The sequence below is a fragment of the Pararhizobium arenae genome, from assembly GCF_001931685.1.
Taxonomy (GTDB): Bacteria; Pseudomonadota; Alphaproteobacteria; order Rhizobiales; family Rhizobiaceae; genus Pararhizobium; species Pararhizobium arenae.
Genome location: NZ_MOOY01000012.1, coordinates 58,554 through 74,556, shown reverse-complemented (window position 1 = coordinate 74,556; position 16,003 = coordinate 58,554). Strand labels below are relative to the sequence as shown.

Genomic DNA, 16,003 nt, shown 5'->3' with positions numbered 1-16,003 from the left:
TCATCAGTGCATCGTCATCCATTCGCGGGCGGTGCGTAGTGCAGCGGCGAGTTCGGCCTTGCTTATCGTCTGGGCAAGATCACCGCGCAGTGCTGCAGCCCGGTCGGAGCCCTTGATGGCGGCAATGTTCAGCCACTTGTGGGCGGCGTTGAAATCAACGGCGGAGCCGCGACCGGTCGCATACATGACCCCCATTTCGAAGAAGACGTTGGCGTGATTGTCACCGCCCATTCCAAGGGACCAGGCCGGGCATCCTGTCGAAGACAAACCGGAAAGCCCCGCCCGTCTGCGACATCAGAACCTAAAAAGATCGAAACCATATCGAGCGGATGTTCTATCGGATCAAGCAGTTCCGTCGTGTTGCTACCCGATACGACAAGATCCGAAAATCTTTCGATGGGTTCCTCGCCTTGGCCGCCGCAAAAATATGGTTACCATAGGTTGTCAAGGGAAGTAAGAGTTGCGGCGGGAACGATGTGGCACGCTCATTCTTGCTGACGTGTCACTGTCGTATCACGTCGACGTGGAAGCGCCCCTGCAGCGTCGATGCGGCGATGCCTGCAGGAAACGAATTGCGTACAGGGGGGCCGGGTTTATTGGAACGCGTTCGGTGATGACTCATCGGTCGGCTACGCGCCTCCATTCCGGTCACAGTGTCGCGTCACGCTCTGCTTGCGAAGCGGATCAACATATATAGATGAGCTTACTTCAAGCGGCGCGGTGCGAACGTAGATACATTGGAGGGAGGCTAAATTGCGATACGATACCCTCCAGCGCATGAACTTGTTCGTTCATCTCCTTGCAGGCCGCATTGGTTTGCGCCGCCATGGCGGAATTGCGCTGAGTCACTTTGTCCATTGCATGGACTGAGCCGTTGATCTCGACTATAGCGGACGACTGGTCGTTTGAGGACTTAACCGCAGCCTCAATAATCTGGCCAATGCGTTGGAGCTTCGTCTCGATGTCCGAGAGCGCGTGACCGGTGCGGTTGACCAGCGCCACGCCTGAATCGACCTGCTGGGATGAGGTCGAGATAAGCGCTTTGATTTCCTTGGCGGCATTTGCCGAGCGGGAAGCGAGTTCGCGGACTTCCTGGGCTACTACAGCAAACCCCTTGCCAGCTTCGCCGGCGCGTGCGGCTTCAACGCCGGCATTGAGCGCCAACAGATTTGTCTGGAAGGCAATCTCATCGATAACATTGATGATCTGGCCGATCTGGCCGGAGGATTCTTCGATCTTCTGCATGGCGTTTATTGTATCGCGCATCAGCCCAGTACATTGTAATGCGGCGTGACTGGTCGCGGACATCATGCCGCTTGCCTCCAGCGACTGTGACGAGGATCTGCCGACGGCAGAGGTAATCTGGGTCAGTGCGGCGGATGTTTCCTCGATACTTGCGGCCTGCTGCTCGTTGCGTTGCAAAAGCGCGTCCATAGCCTGGGCGATGTCGTCGGACGAGTTACGCAGCGTGCCCGTCGCATCGGACACCGCATCGATCGAGACCGCCAAGGTGTCGACACTCTTATTGAAGGTCGATCGGAGCGGCTCATAAGCCGACGCGAACGGCGTGTCGATCCGAAATCCGAGATTGCCGTGAGACAGCTCATCAAGTGCCCGCGTCAGCGAGCGGATGACTGCATCGCGTTCGGCCTCTTCAGCGTCACGTTCAGCGGCCCGCTGGCGTTCCCTCATGACGTCGGCTTTCTTCGCTGCGGCCTCGCGGAGGTGGCTCTCGTGGCGTTCCAACGAATTGGTGCGGAAGACCACAACGGCTTGGGCCATATGACCGATCTCGTCGTTTCGCTCGGCATAGGGCACTGCGGCCGAAAAGTCGCCATTGGCAAGTCTGCTCATATAGCGCTTCATGCCGTCGATCGGCAGAATTGTGCGTTGGCGGAAGAAATAGAGCCCGGCCAGCAGCAGCAGGAATGATGCGAGTGCAGCGCCCGCGGCCGCCGTGGTCCAGGTGCCAATCTCTGATGCCGCGTTCTTTTCCTGCCCCTTGAGATAGGTGTCCGAATTCACGACCAGTTTTTCCACCGCATCCTGATGCGCGTGAAAGGCAGTCTTGAGAATGACGATCGCATCGGTTGCAGAGCCGGTTCGCTTCGTAGAGAGCGCTGGAAAAACCTCGTTCTCCATCACGCTCCAGAAGACATCGCCTTTCGCCAGCACTTCTGTGTTGAGTTGATCCTTCAGTGCTTGTGGCAGACGCGTCGTTTGCCAATAGACACGGCGGTCCTCATAGGCGGCCTTCAACGTTGTGATCTTGGCAAGATTACCTTCAATTAAGTCTGGGAAGTCATTGGCCTCATGGGAGAGCATATATGACTCGACCACGAAAAGCGGCGGCGGCAAGATATCCGCGATCAGGTCCTTCCCGTAAATGATTTGCTCATAGATTGGCCCGTTGACCTTAAGCCGCTGAAGGGCTGCCTGCTGCAATCCGAATGAGGCGAACATTCCCACGGAAACGGCGAAGCCAACGGCCGCCAAATTTTTCGCGATGGAAAAAGCCATGTTGGTATCTCCTCCATTGAAGAGTGCACGCCAGGTGCCCAATCAATATCCAGCGAAAGAATACGCCCTTGCAGTTAACAGACTATTCCCAGATGCCGAGTGTTGGCGGTTTGATACGGGGTGTTGTCTGCGTCTGCATTGGCTGAAGCCGCCGTTGCGCTACGGCGCGCATCACACCAGGTCGTGTCCCCACGCGCCTGCGATTCTGAAGCGGGTGAAAAGTCATAAGAGCACTGTGGTTGCGGAGGGAAACGATCGCTTCGCGCCGCCAATCCTGCAAATGGCGTGGCATTCAGATGTACCCAAGGGCCCACATTCGAGCTTCCTGACTAAATGTCAGTTTTGGGGCACTAAACACCCGCGTACTCCACCGGTTGCCGGTGATCAGATTGGATCAATTGTCCGGCTCCTGAGATTGTTTTGCACGTCCCGTCTTTCGTTCGAGCAACTGTTTGTAGGCGCCCGGTTCTTGTTTGGTCGGCAGATATCGCAGACGAAGCCGCGTTCAAGCCGGAGGACAAAGCTGGATGCCTCAAAATATCTCAGCACCTTAAAACCGTGTTTCGCGATGCCTTTGCCGGCAAGCTGAAACCGCTCAGGATACGCACGTTTCCGACACGGTGGTGAACGACCGGGACGTGGGACGACATCCTTACGCGGCAAAACCTTTTAAGAGCCAGCCTTGATCTGGTTGCTTTTTTAAGCAGTCACCGCGCCGTTTTGCTGGAACTTGTGGCCTACCAATGCCGTTGCGAGTGGTGAAACTCGATCACTCTTCGAACCAGGTCACTTAAAAGAAAGATCGACATGCCAAGCAGCGCCCTTAAAGCTCTCCTCGGTGTCCTTGCGGTTGCAGGCTATCAAAACAGGGATAAAATCGCGGAAATGATCCGTGGCCTTCGGAGTGCGCAGGATCAGCCGGGCAGCGAGCACCAAGGAAACAGCGGCCCCGAACAAGTACTTGGTGGTGGCCTTGGCGGTTTAAGTGGCCTCGGCGGGCTCTTCGGTAGTGTGACGCGTGGCGGCGTTGCAGGCGGGCTCGGTGATCTTCTTCGTCAGTTCGAAGATCGAGGGCAGGGCGAAACGGCACAATCTTGGATTCGGCCCGGCGAAAACAAGCCGATTGACGAAGAAAAGCTTTCCGAAGTGCTCGGCCCGGCACTCCTTGATGACCTTTCCGCAAGAACAGGTCTCGACAAGAACGAAATTCTCAAACGCCTCAGCCGAGATCTCCCGACTGCAGTGGATGACCTCACCCCAGATGGCAATATCCCAGCCGATGAGGATGGCGAGTTGGCGAGCCTACCGTCCTCAGTTCCGTCCATAAAGCCGCGAATCGTGTAACGCGCCGCTCACCACCGCATCTCAACGATCTCTCTAACGGAGGAAGTAATGGTTGATAGAGAAGAACTACAAGAAAAATTTTGGAAGGCGTTGAAGTCAGACATGACGGTGATGCTTGGGCTCCTCGGTGTCGATGAAAGTCATACGCGGCCAATGACAGCGCAGCTCGACGGTGACCATGGGCCGATCTGGTTCTTCACGTCGACCGAATCCGATCTGGCCAGGCAAATATCAGGATCACATCGAGCCGTCGCTACCTTTGCCTCGAAGGGCCATGACGTTTTTGCATCAATCCACGGCGACCTCGCCGTCGACAACGACCGTAAAGTCATTGATCGATTGTGGAACCGGTTCGTAGCGGCTTGGTACGAAGACGGGAAGGACGATCCAAAGCTTGTCCTCCTGCGGCTTGACGCTCAGCATGCCGAAATCTGGCAGGACGGCTCAAGCCTGTGGGCCGGACTGAAGTTGCTACTCGGCTCAGATCCAAAACAGGATTACAAAGACAATGTTGCTGAGGTGGCGTTGAAGTAGACGTCACCAGTTTCCCGTTTCTCCCTGACACCACGGCCCGAGCACTACGTTTTAACCGCCAGGTCAAATTGGTATGCGCCGATTTGACGCTCGTGCTTGGCGCTGCCCCTCTACCTGTGAAGACATACTGAGAATTGGAGACTTCATGAGCATCTTCAGTAAATAAAGAATGCAATCTTTGGTAAGGCAGAAGTCAGCGCCGACCATTCAAATACTGGGACCACGATAACCAACAATCAGCCGGCTCCTCCGAAGACAGGGTCGATGGCAGGGGTAGAAGGGGTCAGTGAAGCTGCTGTAGCTACGCCCGCCACGACGTCTGAGGGCCGACCTGTTGTCGCGGCTTCAACAGATCAGCGGGAGAATCCCGCGCCGCGACACACTGCAACGGATGCGAGCGTCGATGTCGAGTCTCTGCTAAATGACAAGGCCAAGGCTTCGGGTCAGAAGCTAAATTGGCGTACCTCCATCGTTGATATAATGAAGGCACTTGGCATGGAAGCCAGCCTCAGCGAGCGCAAAGAGCTGGCTGATAAGCTTGGCTATGCCGGGGACAAGGGGGATTCAGCGGCGATGAATATCTGGCTTCACAAGGCCTTGCTGAAGAAGTTAGCTGAGAATGGCGTTACAATTCCGGCTGATTTGCTCGCCTAACTCAGTAAATTCTAAAAAAAATCACACCGTCCGCAAATATAATTGATGCAGCGGACGGTCTTTGCTTCCAGAACCTGCATTCAGTCAGAAGGAGCTCGCTCGGCATACGAGAGGGGACAAGTATCCCGAGGAGAGATGGACACGCGGGGGTTTTTTAGAGGTCTTTAATAGCTTCCGTGCTTTACTTTGCATCCCTAAGCCTGCAGCTTTTAAACGTTCCACCAAAGGGCGTTGTTGTTCGGTATTGCGGTGATGTTGAAGGATTGGAGATAGGTTCATATGATTAGACGCTTCACTTTAGCCATGACGGCACTCATCTCAACGTCGGTGTCGGCCTATGCCGACCCTGTTGGCACATACAAGATTAGCGGCACAAACCTTGAAACGAATGAACCTTATTCGGGAATGCTTACAATTGAGCGTGCCGGTGGTGTGTATGCGGTGGAGTGGGATATTGACGGCGAGAAATTGTCTGGGGTCGGCCTTGGCGGCAAGTTAGAAGGCGCAAATTTCACTGTCGGCTCAGCGAGCCCGGATGATACCGTCATCTCGCTGGGCTATTCTCAGAACAACGCAGTCGGCATGGGAATTTATCTTATGCAGCCAGACGGCTCCTGGGAGGGAGTTTGGACCGCGGAAGGCTTACAGAAGTCCAACCCTGAAAAGTGGGTACCCGCAAGATAGCCTCTGGCGGTTGATTTCATTCAAAACCAAAGCGGCTAGCTCAATAGAAATCTAGTCTGTCGCTGCGGCAACGTGGAGAGCACAATAGGTCAGACGATAGCTTTCGCGAAATCATCCAGGATTTGTACCACTTGAAGTCGAAATTCCATCAGCAGTCCGGTAGCTGTTACCTGTAATTTTCTACGCGCATAGTCGAGCAGACAACATTATGTCGCGCTATTCTGGATTCTGTATCTTCGTGAAAGTCATTAGAAAGCGCGAGATCTGGTATTCCATGGATCGCGCCGGTTCTACAACCCGTCGGTGAAGCTTAATCCTCAAGCGCTTATAAGATTTCCGCGTCAACCCTATGACCGTCTTTGCAGACATGTTATCCAGGGTGATCTAGCATAGCGTTCCGCAGGCCGCCCAATCCTAGGCGATTGGACGGCCGTTTTGATGTGACTTAAACTGAACTGCTGTTGGACCGAATATATCGCGGTCCTTTCTGTTTGAGGAAGGAGATGCTAGCAGTCTGTCCCGCGCTTTCCGGCGGTTCAGGCGAAAGTGAAGGCATAAGCTTCCACGCCGGTGTCGAGGAAGCGGATTTCGAAACTGCGTGCCTCGACCTGACCTGATTGCCGGACAAGTTGGTAGAGGCGGGTGGCCGTGATGGTGCCGTTCCCGTCGGGATCGATATCGGCACCGTGGTCCTTGCCCGGCGGCTTACCGTCAATCGTCACCTGGAAGCGCACCGGCTTTCCATTTCGATCCGGGCCGAGCACGAGATGGAGGTCAAAGGCGCTGAATCTGTATGTGATGCCGCCGCCGGCGGCCTCGAGCAGGGCATTCTCTGCCTTGATGGTCCAGCGTCCGGCAAGACCCCATTCGTTAAGGCCGGCATTAGCTAGTGAGTAGTCTCGGGGCGCGTCCGCCAGCAGGCCTTCGGGCGAGATGAAGTTGGACGCCCGCTGATAGCCGAGATAGGTTTCGCCTGAGCCGAGATGGGCAAGATCAGGTGTGGCTTGCGCGCCTTTGCCTAACGGGTTTACGGTCGCGGCAGTCGTCATCTCGCCCCCGGCTTCGCGCAAGAGATCCTTGATCGCCCGTTCTGTCTCAGCAAAATTGCCTTCGCCGAAATGGTGATAGCGAACCCGTCCCTGTGCATCAATCAAGTAGTGCGCCGGCCAGTAGCTGTTGTCGAAGGCACGCCAGATCCGGTAGTCATTGTCTATGGCGACCGGATAGCCGATCTTGAAGTCCGCAATCGCCGTGCGAACGTTATCGACGTTCTTTTCGAAGGCGAACTCCGGCGCGTGCACGCCAACCACCACGAGCCCGTGATCCTTGTATTTCTCGGCCCAAGCTCGGACGTAAGGGATAGTCCTGATGCAATTGATACAGGAATAGGTCCAGAAATCGACCAACACCACCTTGCCGAGGAGCTGCTGCCTGCTCAACGGCGGCGAATTGAGCCACTGGACCGCGCCATCGAGAGAAGGAGCATCGCTTTCGATCGGCAGGTCGCTCAGGAAAGGCTTCCCGCCATCCTTACTTGCCGTCACAACAACCCTGCCTGTCTCTCTGGGTGTACGGGTATCCAACCCGTCCAGCAGAGCCTGCTCGAAAGCAGAGGTGCTGGTATAAGATAGACGGGCCAGGACCCGCGTGTCGAGACCGGATGCAACCACTGCCACGCCTGCCAGCACCGCTGCTCCCAGTCCCTGCCGAATGCGTTCGCTCACCGGAAGCGCGTGCTTCATCCGCGCGAAGGCCTTGCTGCCAGCCAGCAGCGCGATGGCAAGCGAGCTCGCCGCGCCGGTAGCATAGGCAAGCAGCAACAAAGTGGTTTGCGCGTTCGCGCCCTGAAGCGCGGCACCGGTGAGAACCAGCCCGAGAATTGGACCAGCACAAGGTGCCCACAACAAACCGGTGGCAATGCCAAGGATCAGCCCGCTTGCGGCAGTTGGTGCTGTTCCCATGCCGACTTTGTTGTTGAGTCTGTTCCCAAAGTTTGCAGCCGGGCGCGCCAGCCAGTTTGCCGTGCGAGGAAAAAGAAGGCTCACACCGAACAGCGCTAGCAGGGCCAGAGCCGCCAGCCGACCAAATTCGTTAGCACGAACCGCCCAGCTTCCACCGATCGCCGCGAGCGTAGCGACCAGTGCGAAAGTTGCTGCCATTCCTGCCAGCATGGGCAGTGTGCTTTTGAAGAAAGGTTGACCTGCACGTGCAAAGACGAAAGGCAGGATGGGGAGAATACAAGGGCTGAAGATCGTCAGCACACCCCCTAGATAGGCAATAATGGCGAAGGTCATCGTCTTTTCCATGTAACCGTTGGTTTCTCTGCGGCTGGCCACCTACACTTCGGCCAGTTCGGCATTTGTGGTGCCGTCAAGTATCCGCGATGTGTCCGGCGCAATGAGGAAGCGTATCGAAGCGTACGATCACTTCGGCCCGCTACAATGAGATACAATTCCGCCCGGGCCGAACATATCGGAGATACATGAGCGCGGCCTTCTTCTCCTTGTGATTAAATGAAAGGGGATCTCCATGACGGGTGAAATCAATCTTGATCGACGCGGCTTGCTCGGCATAGCCGCAATGACAATCGCGGCCGTCGAAATCGGCGCTAGCGGTTCCGCCTTTGCATCCGCCGGCGAGTTGCGTGCAAGCAGCGCCCACCGGCATACGTCATTCGGTGTCCTGAAAAGCGTCAAGTCGGGCGATCTTCAAGTCGGATACGCCGAGGCTGGCCCGGCGCATGGGCCCGTCGTCCTGCTCTTGCATGGCTGGCCCTACGACATCCATACCTATGTCGATGTCGCGCCGTTGCTTACCGCTCAGGGCTATCGGGTGATCGTTCCTCACCTGCGCGGCTATGGCACGACGAGATTTCTTTCGGCCGATACGCCACGCAATGGTCAGCAGTCCACCCTTGCCGTCGATATGATTGCGTTCATGGATGCACTTGGGGTTGAAAGTGCAATCATTGCCGGCTGCGACTGGGGTGCGAGAACTGCTAGTATAATGGCCGCGCTCTGGCCTGAACGCTGTAACGCGCTTGTCTCGGTCAGCGGTTATTTGATAGGCAACCGGAAGGCCAATCAAAAGCCGCTGTCGCCAAACGGGGAGCTTGCCTGGTGGTATCAATTCTACTTCGCTACCGAGCGCGGACGTTTGGGCTATGAGCAGAACACCCGAGAGTTCGCCCGGCTGATTTGGCAGACGGCATCGCCGGCTTGGAAGTTCGACGAAGCGACCTTCGAACGATCGGCTAAAGCGCTGGACAACCCCGACCATGTCGCGATTGTCATTCACAATTACCGCTGGCGGCTGGGCCTTGCCGAAGGCGAAGAGCGCTTCGACGCCTATGAGGAAAAACTTGCCAAGGGCCCGCGAATTTCCGTGCCGACGATCACACTGGAAGGCGACGCAAACGGCGCGCCACATCCCGAACCCTCGGCTTATGCCGAAAAGTTCTCGGGCAAGTATGAACACCGGACCATTGCCGGCGGTGTCGGTCACAACCTGCCGCAGGAAGCGCCGGACGCCTTCGCCCAAGCGGTACTGGATGTCGTCGGGCTTTAACGCCGGCGGAATCGCTTGGGCAATCGCTCTTCGCAGTACCCATTTTGAATTCCATTGGCGCGGGCACCGGCCGAGGGGCCGCAACGGACAAACTAGGATGGACCATATCGACCACATCCAGATCGTCGATGACGATCGAGAGATATGTGAACTCCTGTCGTCCTATCTACAGAAAAACAGATTACGATCCGACAGTGTTGCCGACGGCCGGCAGATGCGAGCTTTTCTCAAGGCCAGTACCGTAGACCTTGTCGTTCTCGACGTCATGATGCGCGGCGATGACGGTATTGTGCTGGCGCAAGAACTGCGGGCCAGAAAACACATGGCGACGCCGATACTGATGCTGAAGGCCCGCAGCGACGAAATGGACTGCATCATCGGCCTTGAAATGGGCGCCGACGATTATCTGTCCAAACCCTTCGCTGCTCGCGAACTGCTCGCCCGTATCAAGGCGGTGCTTCGGCGCACACGCATGCTGCCACGGAACCTGCAGATCAGTGAGGCCGGAAAGCTCCTCAGTTTCGGCGTGTGGCGGCTGGACACTGTTACCCGCCATCTGCTTGATCGGGCGGGCAAGGAAATTGCCCTCAGCGGCGCGGAATATCGGCTCCTACGGGTCTTCATCAATCACCCTCAGCGGGTTCTCAATCGTGACTAGCTTCTGAATCTGACGCAGGGCCGAGATGCCGAGCTTTTCGATCGGTCGATTGATCTGCTGGTCAGCCGTCTGCGGCTTCGTTTTGGCGATGACGCCCGCGAGCCGGTTTATTTCAAGATGGTACGTAGCGAGGGCTATGTTTTCTCGGTGCCTGTGGAGATTTCGGAGCCATGGTCATGACCGGCCGCTTTCTGCCATGCACACTGCGCGCCCGCATTTTTCTGATTCTCTTCCTTGGTCTCGCAGCAGCTTACGGCCTTTCGTTCACTGTGCTTTATGTCGAACGGTATGTGTCGGCGAGGGCCGCTATGCTCGGTACACTGGAAAGTGACGTCGCGACGTCCATCGCGGTGCTTGACGGGCTGCCGGCCAGCGACCGAGTCGAATTCGTCGAACCTCTCAGTCGAGGCAACTACCGATTGATGCTTGGCAAGGGTTTGCCCGGCGTTCCCGATAATTCGCAACACGGCACCGAAATCGCCGCCCTGCTTGAGGATGCGGTCGGGCGCCGGTTTCCTGTCACCGTTGAATCGATTCCTGACGATACGCTTCGCCTACCGGCGCATTTGACGCTCAGCGACGGTAGCCCTTTGACCATCGATATTCATCCACGCGGTACCATGCCGGTGGCAAACTGGTTGCCGTACGTCTTCCTCATCCAGATGAGTTTGCTCGTGCTTTGCGTACTCTACGCGGTACGGCAGGCCTTACGGCCGCTCGAGATCTGGCGTCTGCAGCAGATGCACTCGATCCGAACCGGCCGGGTCCGACGCTGAGCGAGCAAGGACCAAGCGAGGTTGTCCATGCTGCTGCCGCCTTCAATGCCATGCGGGAGCGTATCGCGCATTATCTGGAAGAGCGAGTGCAGATTCTTGCTGCCATCTCCCACGACTTGCAAACGCCAATCACCCGCATGCGACTGCGCGCCGATATGGCCGACGATACCCCTGAGCGAAGCAAGCTGATACAAGATCTTTCGGAAATCGAGCGGTTGGTGCAAGACGGCATTGCCTATGCTCGCAGCGCCCACGGCAGCGGCGAAAAGCAGTCACGCATCGATCTTTCCTCGTTCATCGACAGTATCGCCTACGATTATCAGGATACTGGTAAACCGGTACAGGTAGAGGGCGTCACCGCCGGCACGGTGGCAACCAAGCCGCATGCGCTGCGCCGCATACTGACAAACTTCATCGATAATGCTCTGAAATATGGCGGCAGTGCCGAAATCGCTCTTTGCCGGCCAGACGACGGCGGCGCAGTCATCACCGTGTACGACAACGGCCCAGGCGTACCGGAAGATAAACTGGACGCAGTTATGCAACCCTTTTTCAGGCTGGAGGGATCGCGCAATCGCGAAACAGGCGGTACCGGCCTTGGGCTTGCCATTGCCCAGCAGCTTGCCGCGTCGATCGGCGGTGCCGTGCGGCTCTGTAACCGTCCCGTTGGCGGGCTTGCCGCTGAAATTGTTCTGCCTTGATAGAAGCCCATATTCTAGGTTCGTGTATTCAAATGTAGCGCCACGATGGGCTGTTACGCTGCGATACAATTCCGCTCTTTTTGAAAACACAGCGGATACGCGGCCCGGACAAAACGCTTCTCGTTAACAACGTCGCCGGTGGCGACCTACGAAGGAGCACATATCATGACGAAGATCGAAAGGGTTCTCTACACGGGCCGTACCCACACCACCGGCGGTCGGGACGGCGCGGCCCGTAGTGAAGACGGCGCCTTGGACGTTAAGCTGTCGCCTCCCGGTAGCGGCAAGGGGGGCACCAACCCCGAAGAGCTTTTCGCTGCCGGCTGGTCCGCCTGCTTTATTGGTGCACTCGGCCATGCCGCCAGCAAGCGCAAGATCCGTCTGCCGGCAGAGACCGCCGTTGACGCCGAAGTGGACCTCGGCACGGCTGGCGAAGGGTATTTCCTGCAGGCGCGACTGAGTATTAGCCTACCGGGTATCCCAGCGGACCTTGCGTACGAACTTGTCGGCGAAGCCCATCAGACCTGCCCCTATTCCAAAGCAACACGCGGCAACATTGATGTTGTGCTCAAGGTTGTCTGAGGAATTGCGATGAAAAGCCTCTTCGCTCTTCTCCTCGCAGGCGCAATCTTCGCCACGCCTTGCGTCACCAGCGTTCTTTCGACTGAGCCCTCGCCACTGGCGGGGGTCATCGCTCTCAGTGTGAAAGCGTCCCAGCAGGGACGAGAATGAAATTTGTTAGAGAAGGCCTATATTTTATATTGCTGATGGGGGATGGTTTCTTCTGAAAGAAGCCTACCGCGAACCCGAAAAGCTTTCAAATTTTCCATTGTCTCCACTGTTTAGTTTGCCGTGCCGGCTTCGATCTCGGCGACCTGGCGCCGGGTGAGCGCCAGAGTTCTGGCAAACTCCCCCTGAGTCATGCCAAACCCTTTGCAGATCTCCGCCACTGCGCCGGCAGTATCGGGTCGCCGGTCCGCGCGCGCTGCGCAAGTGATCGCCGATTTTCAAGAATCTCCTCTCGTGTGGGTTTTTTCCGCCGAGCCATCTAGCCACCCTTCGCCATTAGCAGCATGCCGCCAGGAGACTATCTGCTATCGCGATACAGCGTCCCATTGTACGTTCAAGAATTCCCGATGATGTGCCATATCTCTCACCATTGTCGGGGTTTGCCGCAGATAGTTGGCGAACGCGGAAAGCTCAATCTTGAGCGCAGTCTGCTCATCACGATCTGGGAAAAGTTCGGCCCAAATACGCTGTCAATTGGGAAGATGATCGCGACCACCGTCACGCATCATTGTCCAACGGGTGGAGCGAACAATCTCCTCCTTTGCCAGCCGCATAGTTGCGGAATCAAAGCGCGGCGACAGCCGTTTCGGGTAGCGGGGTAAACCTGATTAATAAGTTGCGTCGATAAACTGTTTCACTCTTTGTCATTGTTGTCTCAAACGCGGGTAGCTAATTTCGCGTGGGTGAAGCGTTCGGTCTGTCTGAAACCTCATCAGACAAAAACACCATGAAATAGTGACTCACAAAGGGCTGGGTCACGGCTATGGCTTGCAGCTGGTCTGTTCCAGCCTGCGAGGCGGTCTCATTTGGTCTTTATCTTGGCACGGAACTCGACGCGGAAGTCCAATGTAGGAGAGGTTCATCTTGGGTATTCTTGAAAAAATGCGGCTGGACGGCAAAGTGGCTTTCGTCACGGGTGGAGCTAGAGGCATTGGTAAATCCATCGCTACGGCTTTGTCTGAAGCCGGAGCTCATATTGCCATTGTCGACCTCGATGTGGCCGAAGCCGCGAGAACGTGCGCGGAAATATCCGAGACAACATCGAACAAAGTAATCGCGATCAGAGCGGACATCACCAGTCCTGAGCAGGTGAACGGTATGATCGACAAGGTACTCGCGGAATTTGGCCGCCTTGATATCGCATTCTGCAATGCTGGAATATCAAACGAAGTCGCCGTAGAGGATGACACCTACGACGACTGGAAAAAAATTATTGAGGTGAATCTCAACGGTACATTCCTGACTGCACAGGCGGCCGGCCGTGTGATGCTGAAGCAGGGCAAGGGTTCGATCATCTGCACGGCATCGATGTCTGCGCACATCGTAAACGTTCCTCAGCGTGAAGCGTCCTATGCCGCCTCAAAGGCGGGAGTAATACAGATGTGCAAGGCTATGGCCGTTGAGTGGGCAACTCGAAACGTTCGTGTCAACACGATTAGCCCCGGATACATGGCCACGGAAATGACGCTGAATTCGCCAGCGCTTGTTCCGCTCATCGATCAGTGGAACGCGCTATCCCCTATCAAGCGCATGGGCAATCCGGAAGAGTTGCAGTCGATCGCCGTTTATCTCGCTGGAGACACGAGCTCGTTTACGACTGGGGCCGACTTCATCGTCGACGGCGCTTACACCTGTTTCTAAGCGTACCGCTTGGACAACGTATGCCTAAGGGAATTCATAATGATCCTGTCATGCACCAATATAATGGTTCCTGGAAATACGCTGACGGAAAAGGCGCACCGTCTGCGGGGCTGGGGCTACAAGGGAGTAACCGTCTTCGCGGATTATGCCTCCTGGAACGACGAGAAGCTGGAAGAGCTACTAACCCTTGAAGACAACACTGGTGTCGTTCCCTGCGAGTTCCTTTTCATTTCTCCTGCAGCCGGCAAGCTGATGAGCGAGAACGCCGATGAGCGGGCGGCAACAAAGGCACTTTACATCAAAGCGGCAGATGTGTGCGCCAAGATCGGCGCGATTACTGAAATCGAATACATGCTTGGTCCTCAGGATCCGCTACCCCTTTTTGATGTGTACAAGCAAATGACGCAGGAGCAAGAGGATCAATTTCTAGCAGTCTACAGGGAAATTGCTGCGACTGTTGCCGGCACGAAAGCCGCGGTTCTTCTCGAAGGGATCAACCGATATGAAAGCCCATTTATGAATAGCATCGTCGACTGCGCACGGGTTGCCGCCAAACTCGACATGGATGGTGTTGGCGTCTTGCCTGACTTCTTCCACATGTCGATCGAGGAGGCCGACATCGCCGAGGCCATTTCTGCGGTCGCCGGGTCTATCCGGCATGTCCATCTCGGGGACAATAATCGGTGCACCCCAGGTCAAGGGAGCATTGATTGGGAGCGCGGCTTGAAGGCTCTTAAAGCCACCGGTTACAATAAGTTTCTAAGCCTTGAATGCAGTACTATGGGTAACCCGGACGCGACGATTCCTGAAGCTGCAGACTATCTAAATAAAATCTTGGCCAGGATCTGAGGAATGTTCAGGCCATTCAAACTGAAGGTACCTTATTTCGAAATCGGACCTAAATTATACATGTGCGGCGACGAAGCGCGCGAACTCGCGCTCCATGCAGACGAGCTTTGCAGGACCTTCGACGTCGATATCATTTTCACCGCACAGTACACTGACATTTCGAGGATTGCGCATGACACCACGCACTTAAAGGTTTTTGCCCAACATATGGATGCGAACCCGGCGGGCCGAGGCGTTGGCGCGGTCTTGCCGGAAGCCCTACAGCAAGCTGGTGCCGTTGGCGTTCTCTTGAACCACGCAGAAAAGCCGCTGAGCCTTTCAGTCCTCAACGAAACAATCCGTCGCGCCGACGAGGTGGGCCTTGCTACTCTGGTTTGCGCCGCAACTGTCGAGGAAAGCGTGGCGGTGGCGACGCTGAAGCCTAACATTGTGCTGGCCGAGTCTCCGGCTCTAATCGGAGGCGGGGTACGAAGCGAAAACGACGCATTGGAGGTCGCAAGGATCAATGCAGCGGTGCACGCAGTAGGGAAAGACCTTCTTGTCCTACACGGAGCGGGGATCAGCGACGAGCACGACGTTTATCAACTTATCCATTCTGGTGCGGACGGCACAGGCTCGACGAGCGCAATCATGCGCGCTGCGGACCCCAAGGGCATGCTCTCGCGAATGATCGAGGCGATGAGCCGCGCGTACCGCGAAAGAACCACAAGATAACGGAGTTATATGCATGCCCGTCTTTCATAAAACGCTCCCAGTCAATTCGCCTCACGGCATCTATTTCGAGGATGTCACCGAGAAGGTCGCCGCGATCGTCGAGGAAGCCGGTATTGAAAATGGAATTGTTGTCGTGTTCAGCCAGCACACCAGCTGTAGCGTCTTAATTCAAGAGGATTCGGAGGGGGAGACATACGCAAAAATCCCGCTCATCCTGCAGGACACCATCAACTGCTTGGAGAAGATTATCCCCGATTGCAAGCACGAGGGACAATATCTTCATCCCGGCGTCTATCACACGAAGCAGGCTTTCGAACTTCGGGGCGAACACAATGCTTGGTGCTTGAACACCGACGGTCACATTCGTTCTTCCCTTATTGGCCGCTCTGAAACCATTCCGGTGCTGGATGGGAAAATGACATTAGGAGAGTTCGGTCGCATTTATTTCGCTGATCTGGATCAGACTAGACCGAGAGAACGTAGCGTCCGGGTGCAAATTGTCGGCGAATAGCCTGCTGAGCAGGCCATTTGTGCCTCCCAGCGAACATAACCAGACTCCGCCGTCATTCCAA

General features: G+C 56.0%; 13 protein-coding genes and 4 pseudogenes. 13 read left to right on the top strand and 4 right to left on the bottom strand.

Translation table 11 applies throughout. From position 1 onward, the window contains the following. Positions 1-3: 3 nt before the first annotated feature. On the bottom strand, positions 4-231 hold the full coding sequence (locus tag BLX89_RS22150; RefSeq protein WP_075293140.1) for an SEL1-like repeat protein: 228 nt from the start codon (positions 229-231) through the stop codon (positions 4-6). Positions 232-305: 74 nt separating this feature from the next. Between BLX89_RS22150 and BLX89_RS24435 the strand changes: the two are divergent. Continuing rightward, a pseudogene (locus BLX89_RS24435) lies at positions 306-440 on the top strand (transposase); the annotation flags it as partial. 268 nt (positions 441-708) lie between these two features. On the opposite strand, the gene BLX89_RS22140 reads toward BLX89_RS24435, so the two are convergent. Beyond that, positions 709-2,520 (bottom strand): methyl-accepting chemotaxis protein, encoded by a 1,812-nt coding sequence (locus tag BLX89_RS22140; RefSeq protein WP_075293139.1) that lies wholly within the window; start codon positions 2,518-2,520, stop codon positions 709-711. Positions 2,521-3,327: 807 nt separating this feature from the next. Between BLX89_RS22140 and BLX89_RS22135 the strand changes: the two genes are divergently transcribed. The 4 genes from BLX89_RS22135 to BLX89_RS22120 all read left to right on the top strand — a co-directional run bounded on the left by BLX89_RS22135 (position 3,328) and on the right by BLX89_RS22120 (position 5,736). Then, complete coding sequence (locus BLX89_RS22135; protein ID WP_075293138.1) at positions 3,328-3,864, top strand: YidB family protein; 537 nt, start codon at positions 3,328-3,330, stop codon at positions 3,862-3,864. A gap of 48 nt (positions 3,865-3,912) precedes the next feature. Further along, entirely contained in the window at positions 3,913-4,398 is a 486-nt protein-coding gene (locus BLX89_RS22130) for a pyridoxamine 5'-phosphate oxidase family protein (protein ID WP_075293137.1), read from the top strand. Positions 4,399-4,662: 264 nt separating this feature from the next. Continuing rightward, positions 4,663-5,052, top strand: coding sequence for a DUF3597 domain-containing protein (locus BLX89_RS22125; RefSeq protein ID WP_083637833.1), 390 nt, complete (start codon positions 4,663-4,665; stop codon positions 5,050-5,052). Between the two features lie 279 nt (positions 5,053-5,331). Beyond that, positions 5,332-5,736 (top strand): hypothetical protein, encoded by a 405-nt coding sequence (locus tag BLX89_RS22120; protein ID WP_075293135.1) that lies wholly within the window; start codon positions 5,332-5,334, stop codon positions 5,734-5,736. A 536-nt stretch (positions 5,737-6,272) separates the two neighbouring features. Here BLX89_RS22120 and BLX89_RS22115 read toward each other — a convergent pair. Continuing rightward, complete coding sequence (locus BLX89_RS22115) at positions 6,273-8,030, bottom strand: cytochrome c biogenesis protein DipZ (RefSeq protein ID WP_075293134.1); 1,758 nt, start codon at positions 8,028-8,030, stop codon at positions 6,273-6,275. 235 nt (positions 8,031-8,265) lie between these two features. Between BLX89_RS22115 and BLX89_RS22110 the strand changes: the two genes are divergently transcribed. The 4 genes and pseudogenes from BLX89_RS22110 to BLX89_RS22095 all read left to right on the top strand — a co-directional run bounded on the left by BLX89_RS22110 (position 8,266) and on the right by BLX89_RS22095 (position 12,020). Beyond that, positions 8,266-9,303 carry an alpha/beta fold hydrolase gene (locus tag BLX89_RS22110; protein ID WP_075293133.1) on the top strand — a complete coding sequence of 346 codons (1,038 nt, stop codon included), beginning with the start codon at positions 8,266-8,268 and terminating at the stop codon, positions 9,301-9,303. 97 nt (positions 9,304-9,400) lie between these two features. Next, positions 9,401-10,141 (top strand): annotated as a pseudogene (locus BLX89_RS22105) (response regulator). Further along, positions 10,132-11,438, top strand: a pseudogene (locus BLX89_RS22100) (ATP-binding protein). The pseudogenes BLX89_RS22105 and BLX89_RS22100 overlap by 10 nt, the downstream one beginning before the upstream one ends. Positions 11,439-11,603: 165 nt before the next feature. Continuing rightward, positions 11,604-12,020 (top strand): organic hydroperoxide resistance protein, encoded by a 417-nt coding sequence (locus BLX89_RS22095; protein ID WP_075293132.1) that lies wholly within the window; start codon positions 11,604-11,606, stop codon positions 12,018-12,020. Between the two features lie 115 nt (positions 12,021-12,135). Here the strand turns inward: BLX89_RS22095 and BLX89_RS25170 are convergent. Next, positions 12,136-12,486, bottom strand: a pseudogene (locus BLX89_RS25170) (helix-turn-helix transcriptional regulator). A gap of 605 nt (positions 12,487-13,091) precedes the next feature. Between BLX89_RS25170 and BLX89_RS22080 the strand changes: the two are divergent. Genes BLX89_RS22080 through BLX89_RS22065 form a run of 4 tightly spaced genes read left to right on the top strand, consistent with a single transcriptional unit; the run spans position 13,092 to position 15,942 of the window. Beyond that, positions 13,092-13,868: an SDR family oxidoreductase gene (locus BLX89_RS22080; RefSeq protein ID WP_075293131.1), complete on the top strand. Its 777-nt coding sequence runs from the start codon at positions 13,092-13,094 to the stop codon at positions 13,866-13,868. 39 nt (positions 13,869-13,907) lie between these two features. After that, entirely contained in the window at positions 13,908-14,717 is an 810-nt protein-coding gene (locus tag BLX89_RS22075) for a sugar phosphate isomerase/epimerase family protein (protein WP_075293130.1), read from the top strand. Positions 14,718-14,720: 3 nt separating this feature from the next. Then, positions 14,721-15,431 (top strand): triose-phosphate isomerase, encoded by a 711-nt coding sequence (locus BLX89_RS22070; RefSeq protein WP_075293129.1) that lies wholly within the window; start codon positions 14,721-14,723, stop codon positions 15,429-15,431. Between the two features lie 13 nt (positions 15,432-15,444). Further along, a complete protein-coding gene (locus BLX89_RS22065; protein WP_075293128.1) occupies positions 15,445-15,942 on the top strand; it encodes a secondary thiamine-phosphate synthase enzyme YjbQ in 498 nt (165 codons plus the stop codon). The last annotated feature ends 61 nt before the right edge of the window (positions 15,943-16,003 follow it).

Bases quoted from the DNA above. Each gene is read 5' to 3' on its own strand.
- BLX89_RS22150 (WP_075293140.1), bottom strand. From the start codon at position 231: ATGGGCGGTGACAATCACGCCAACGTCTTCTTCGAAATGGGGGTCATG.
- BLX89_RS22140 (WP_075293139.1), bottom strand. From the start codon at position 2,520: ATGGCTTTTTCCATCGCGAAAAATTTGGCGGCCGTTGGCTTCGCCGTT.
- BLX89_RS22135 (WP_075293138.1), top strand. From the start codon at position 3,328: ATGCCAAGCAGCGCCCTTAAAGCTCTCCTCGGTGTCCTTGCGGTTGCA.
- BLX89_RS22130 (WP_075293137.1), top strand. From the start codon at position 3,913: ATGGTTGATAGAGAAGAACTACAAGAAAAATTTTGGAAGGCGTTGAAG.
- BLX89_RS22125 (WP_083637833.1), top strand. From the start codon at position 4,663: ATGGCAGGGGTAGAAGGGGTCAGTGAAGCTGCTGTAGCTACGCCCGCC.
- BLX89_RS22120 (WP_075293135.1), top strand. From the start codon at position 5,332: ATGATTAGACGCTTCACTTTAGCCATGACGGCACTCATCTCAACGTCG.
- BLX89_RS22115 (WP_075293134.1), bottom strand. From the start codon at position 8,030: ATGACCTTCGCCATTATTGCCTATCTAGGGGGTGTGCTGACGATCTTC.
- BLX89_RS22110 (WP_075293133.1), top strand. From the start codon at position 8,266: ATGACGGGTGAAATCAATCTTGATCGACGCGGCTTGCTCGGCATAGCC.
- BLX89_RS22095 (WP_075293132.1), top strand. From the start codon at position 11,604: ATGACGAAGATCGAAAGGGTTCTCTACACGGGCCGTACCCACACCACC.
- BLX89_RS22075 (WP_075293130.1), top strand. From the start codon at position 13,908: ATGATCCTGTCATGCACCAATATAATGGTTCCTGGAAATACGCTGACG.
- BLX89_RS22070 (WP_075293129.1), top strand. From the start codon at position 14,721: ATGTTCAGGCCATTCAAACTGAAGGTACCTTATTTCGAAATCGGACCT.
- BLX89_RS22065 (WP_075293128.1), top strand. From the start codon at position 15,445: ATGCCCGTCTTTCATAAAACGCTCCCAGTCAATTCGCCTCACGGCATC.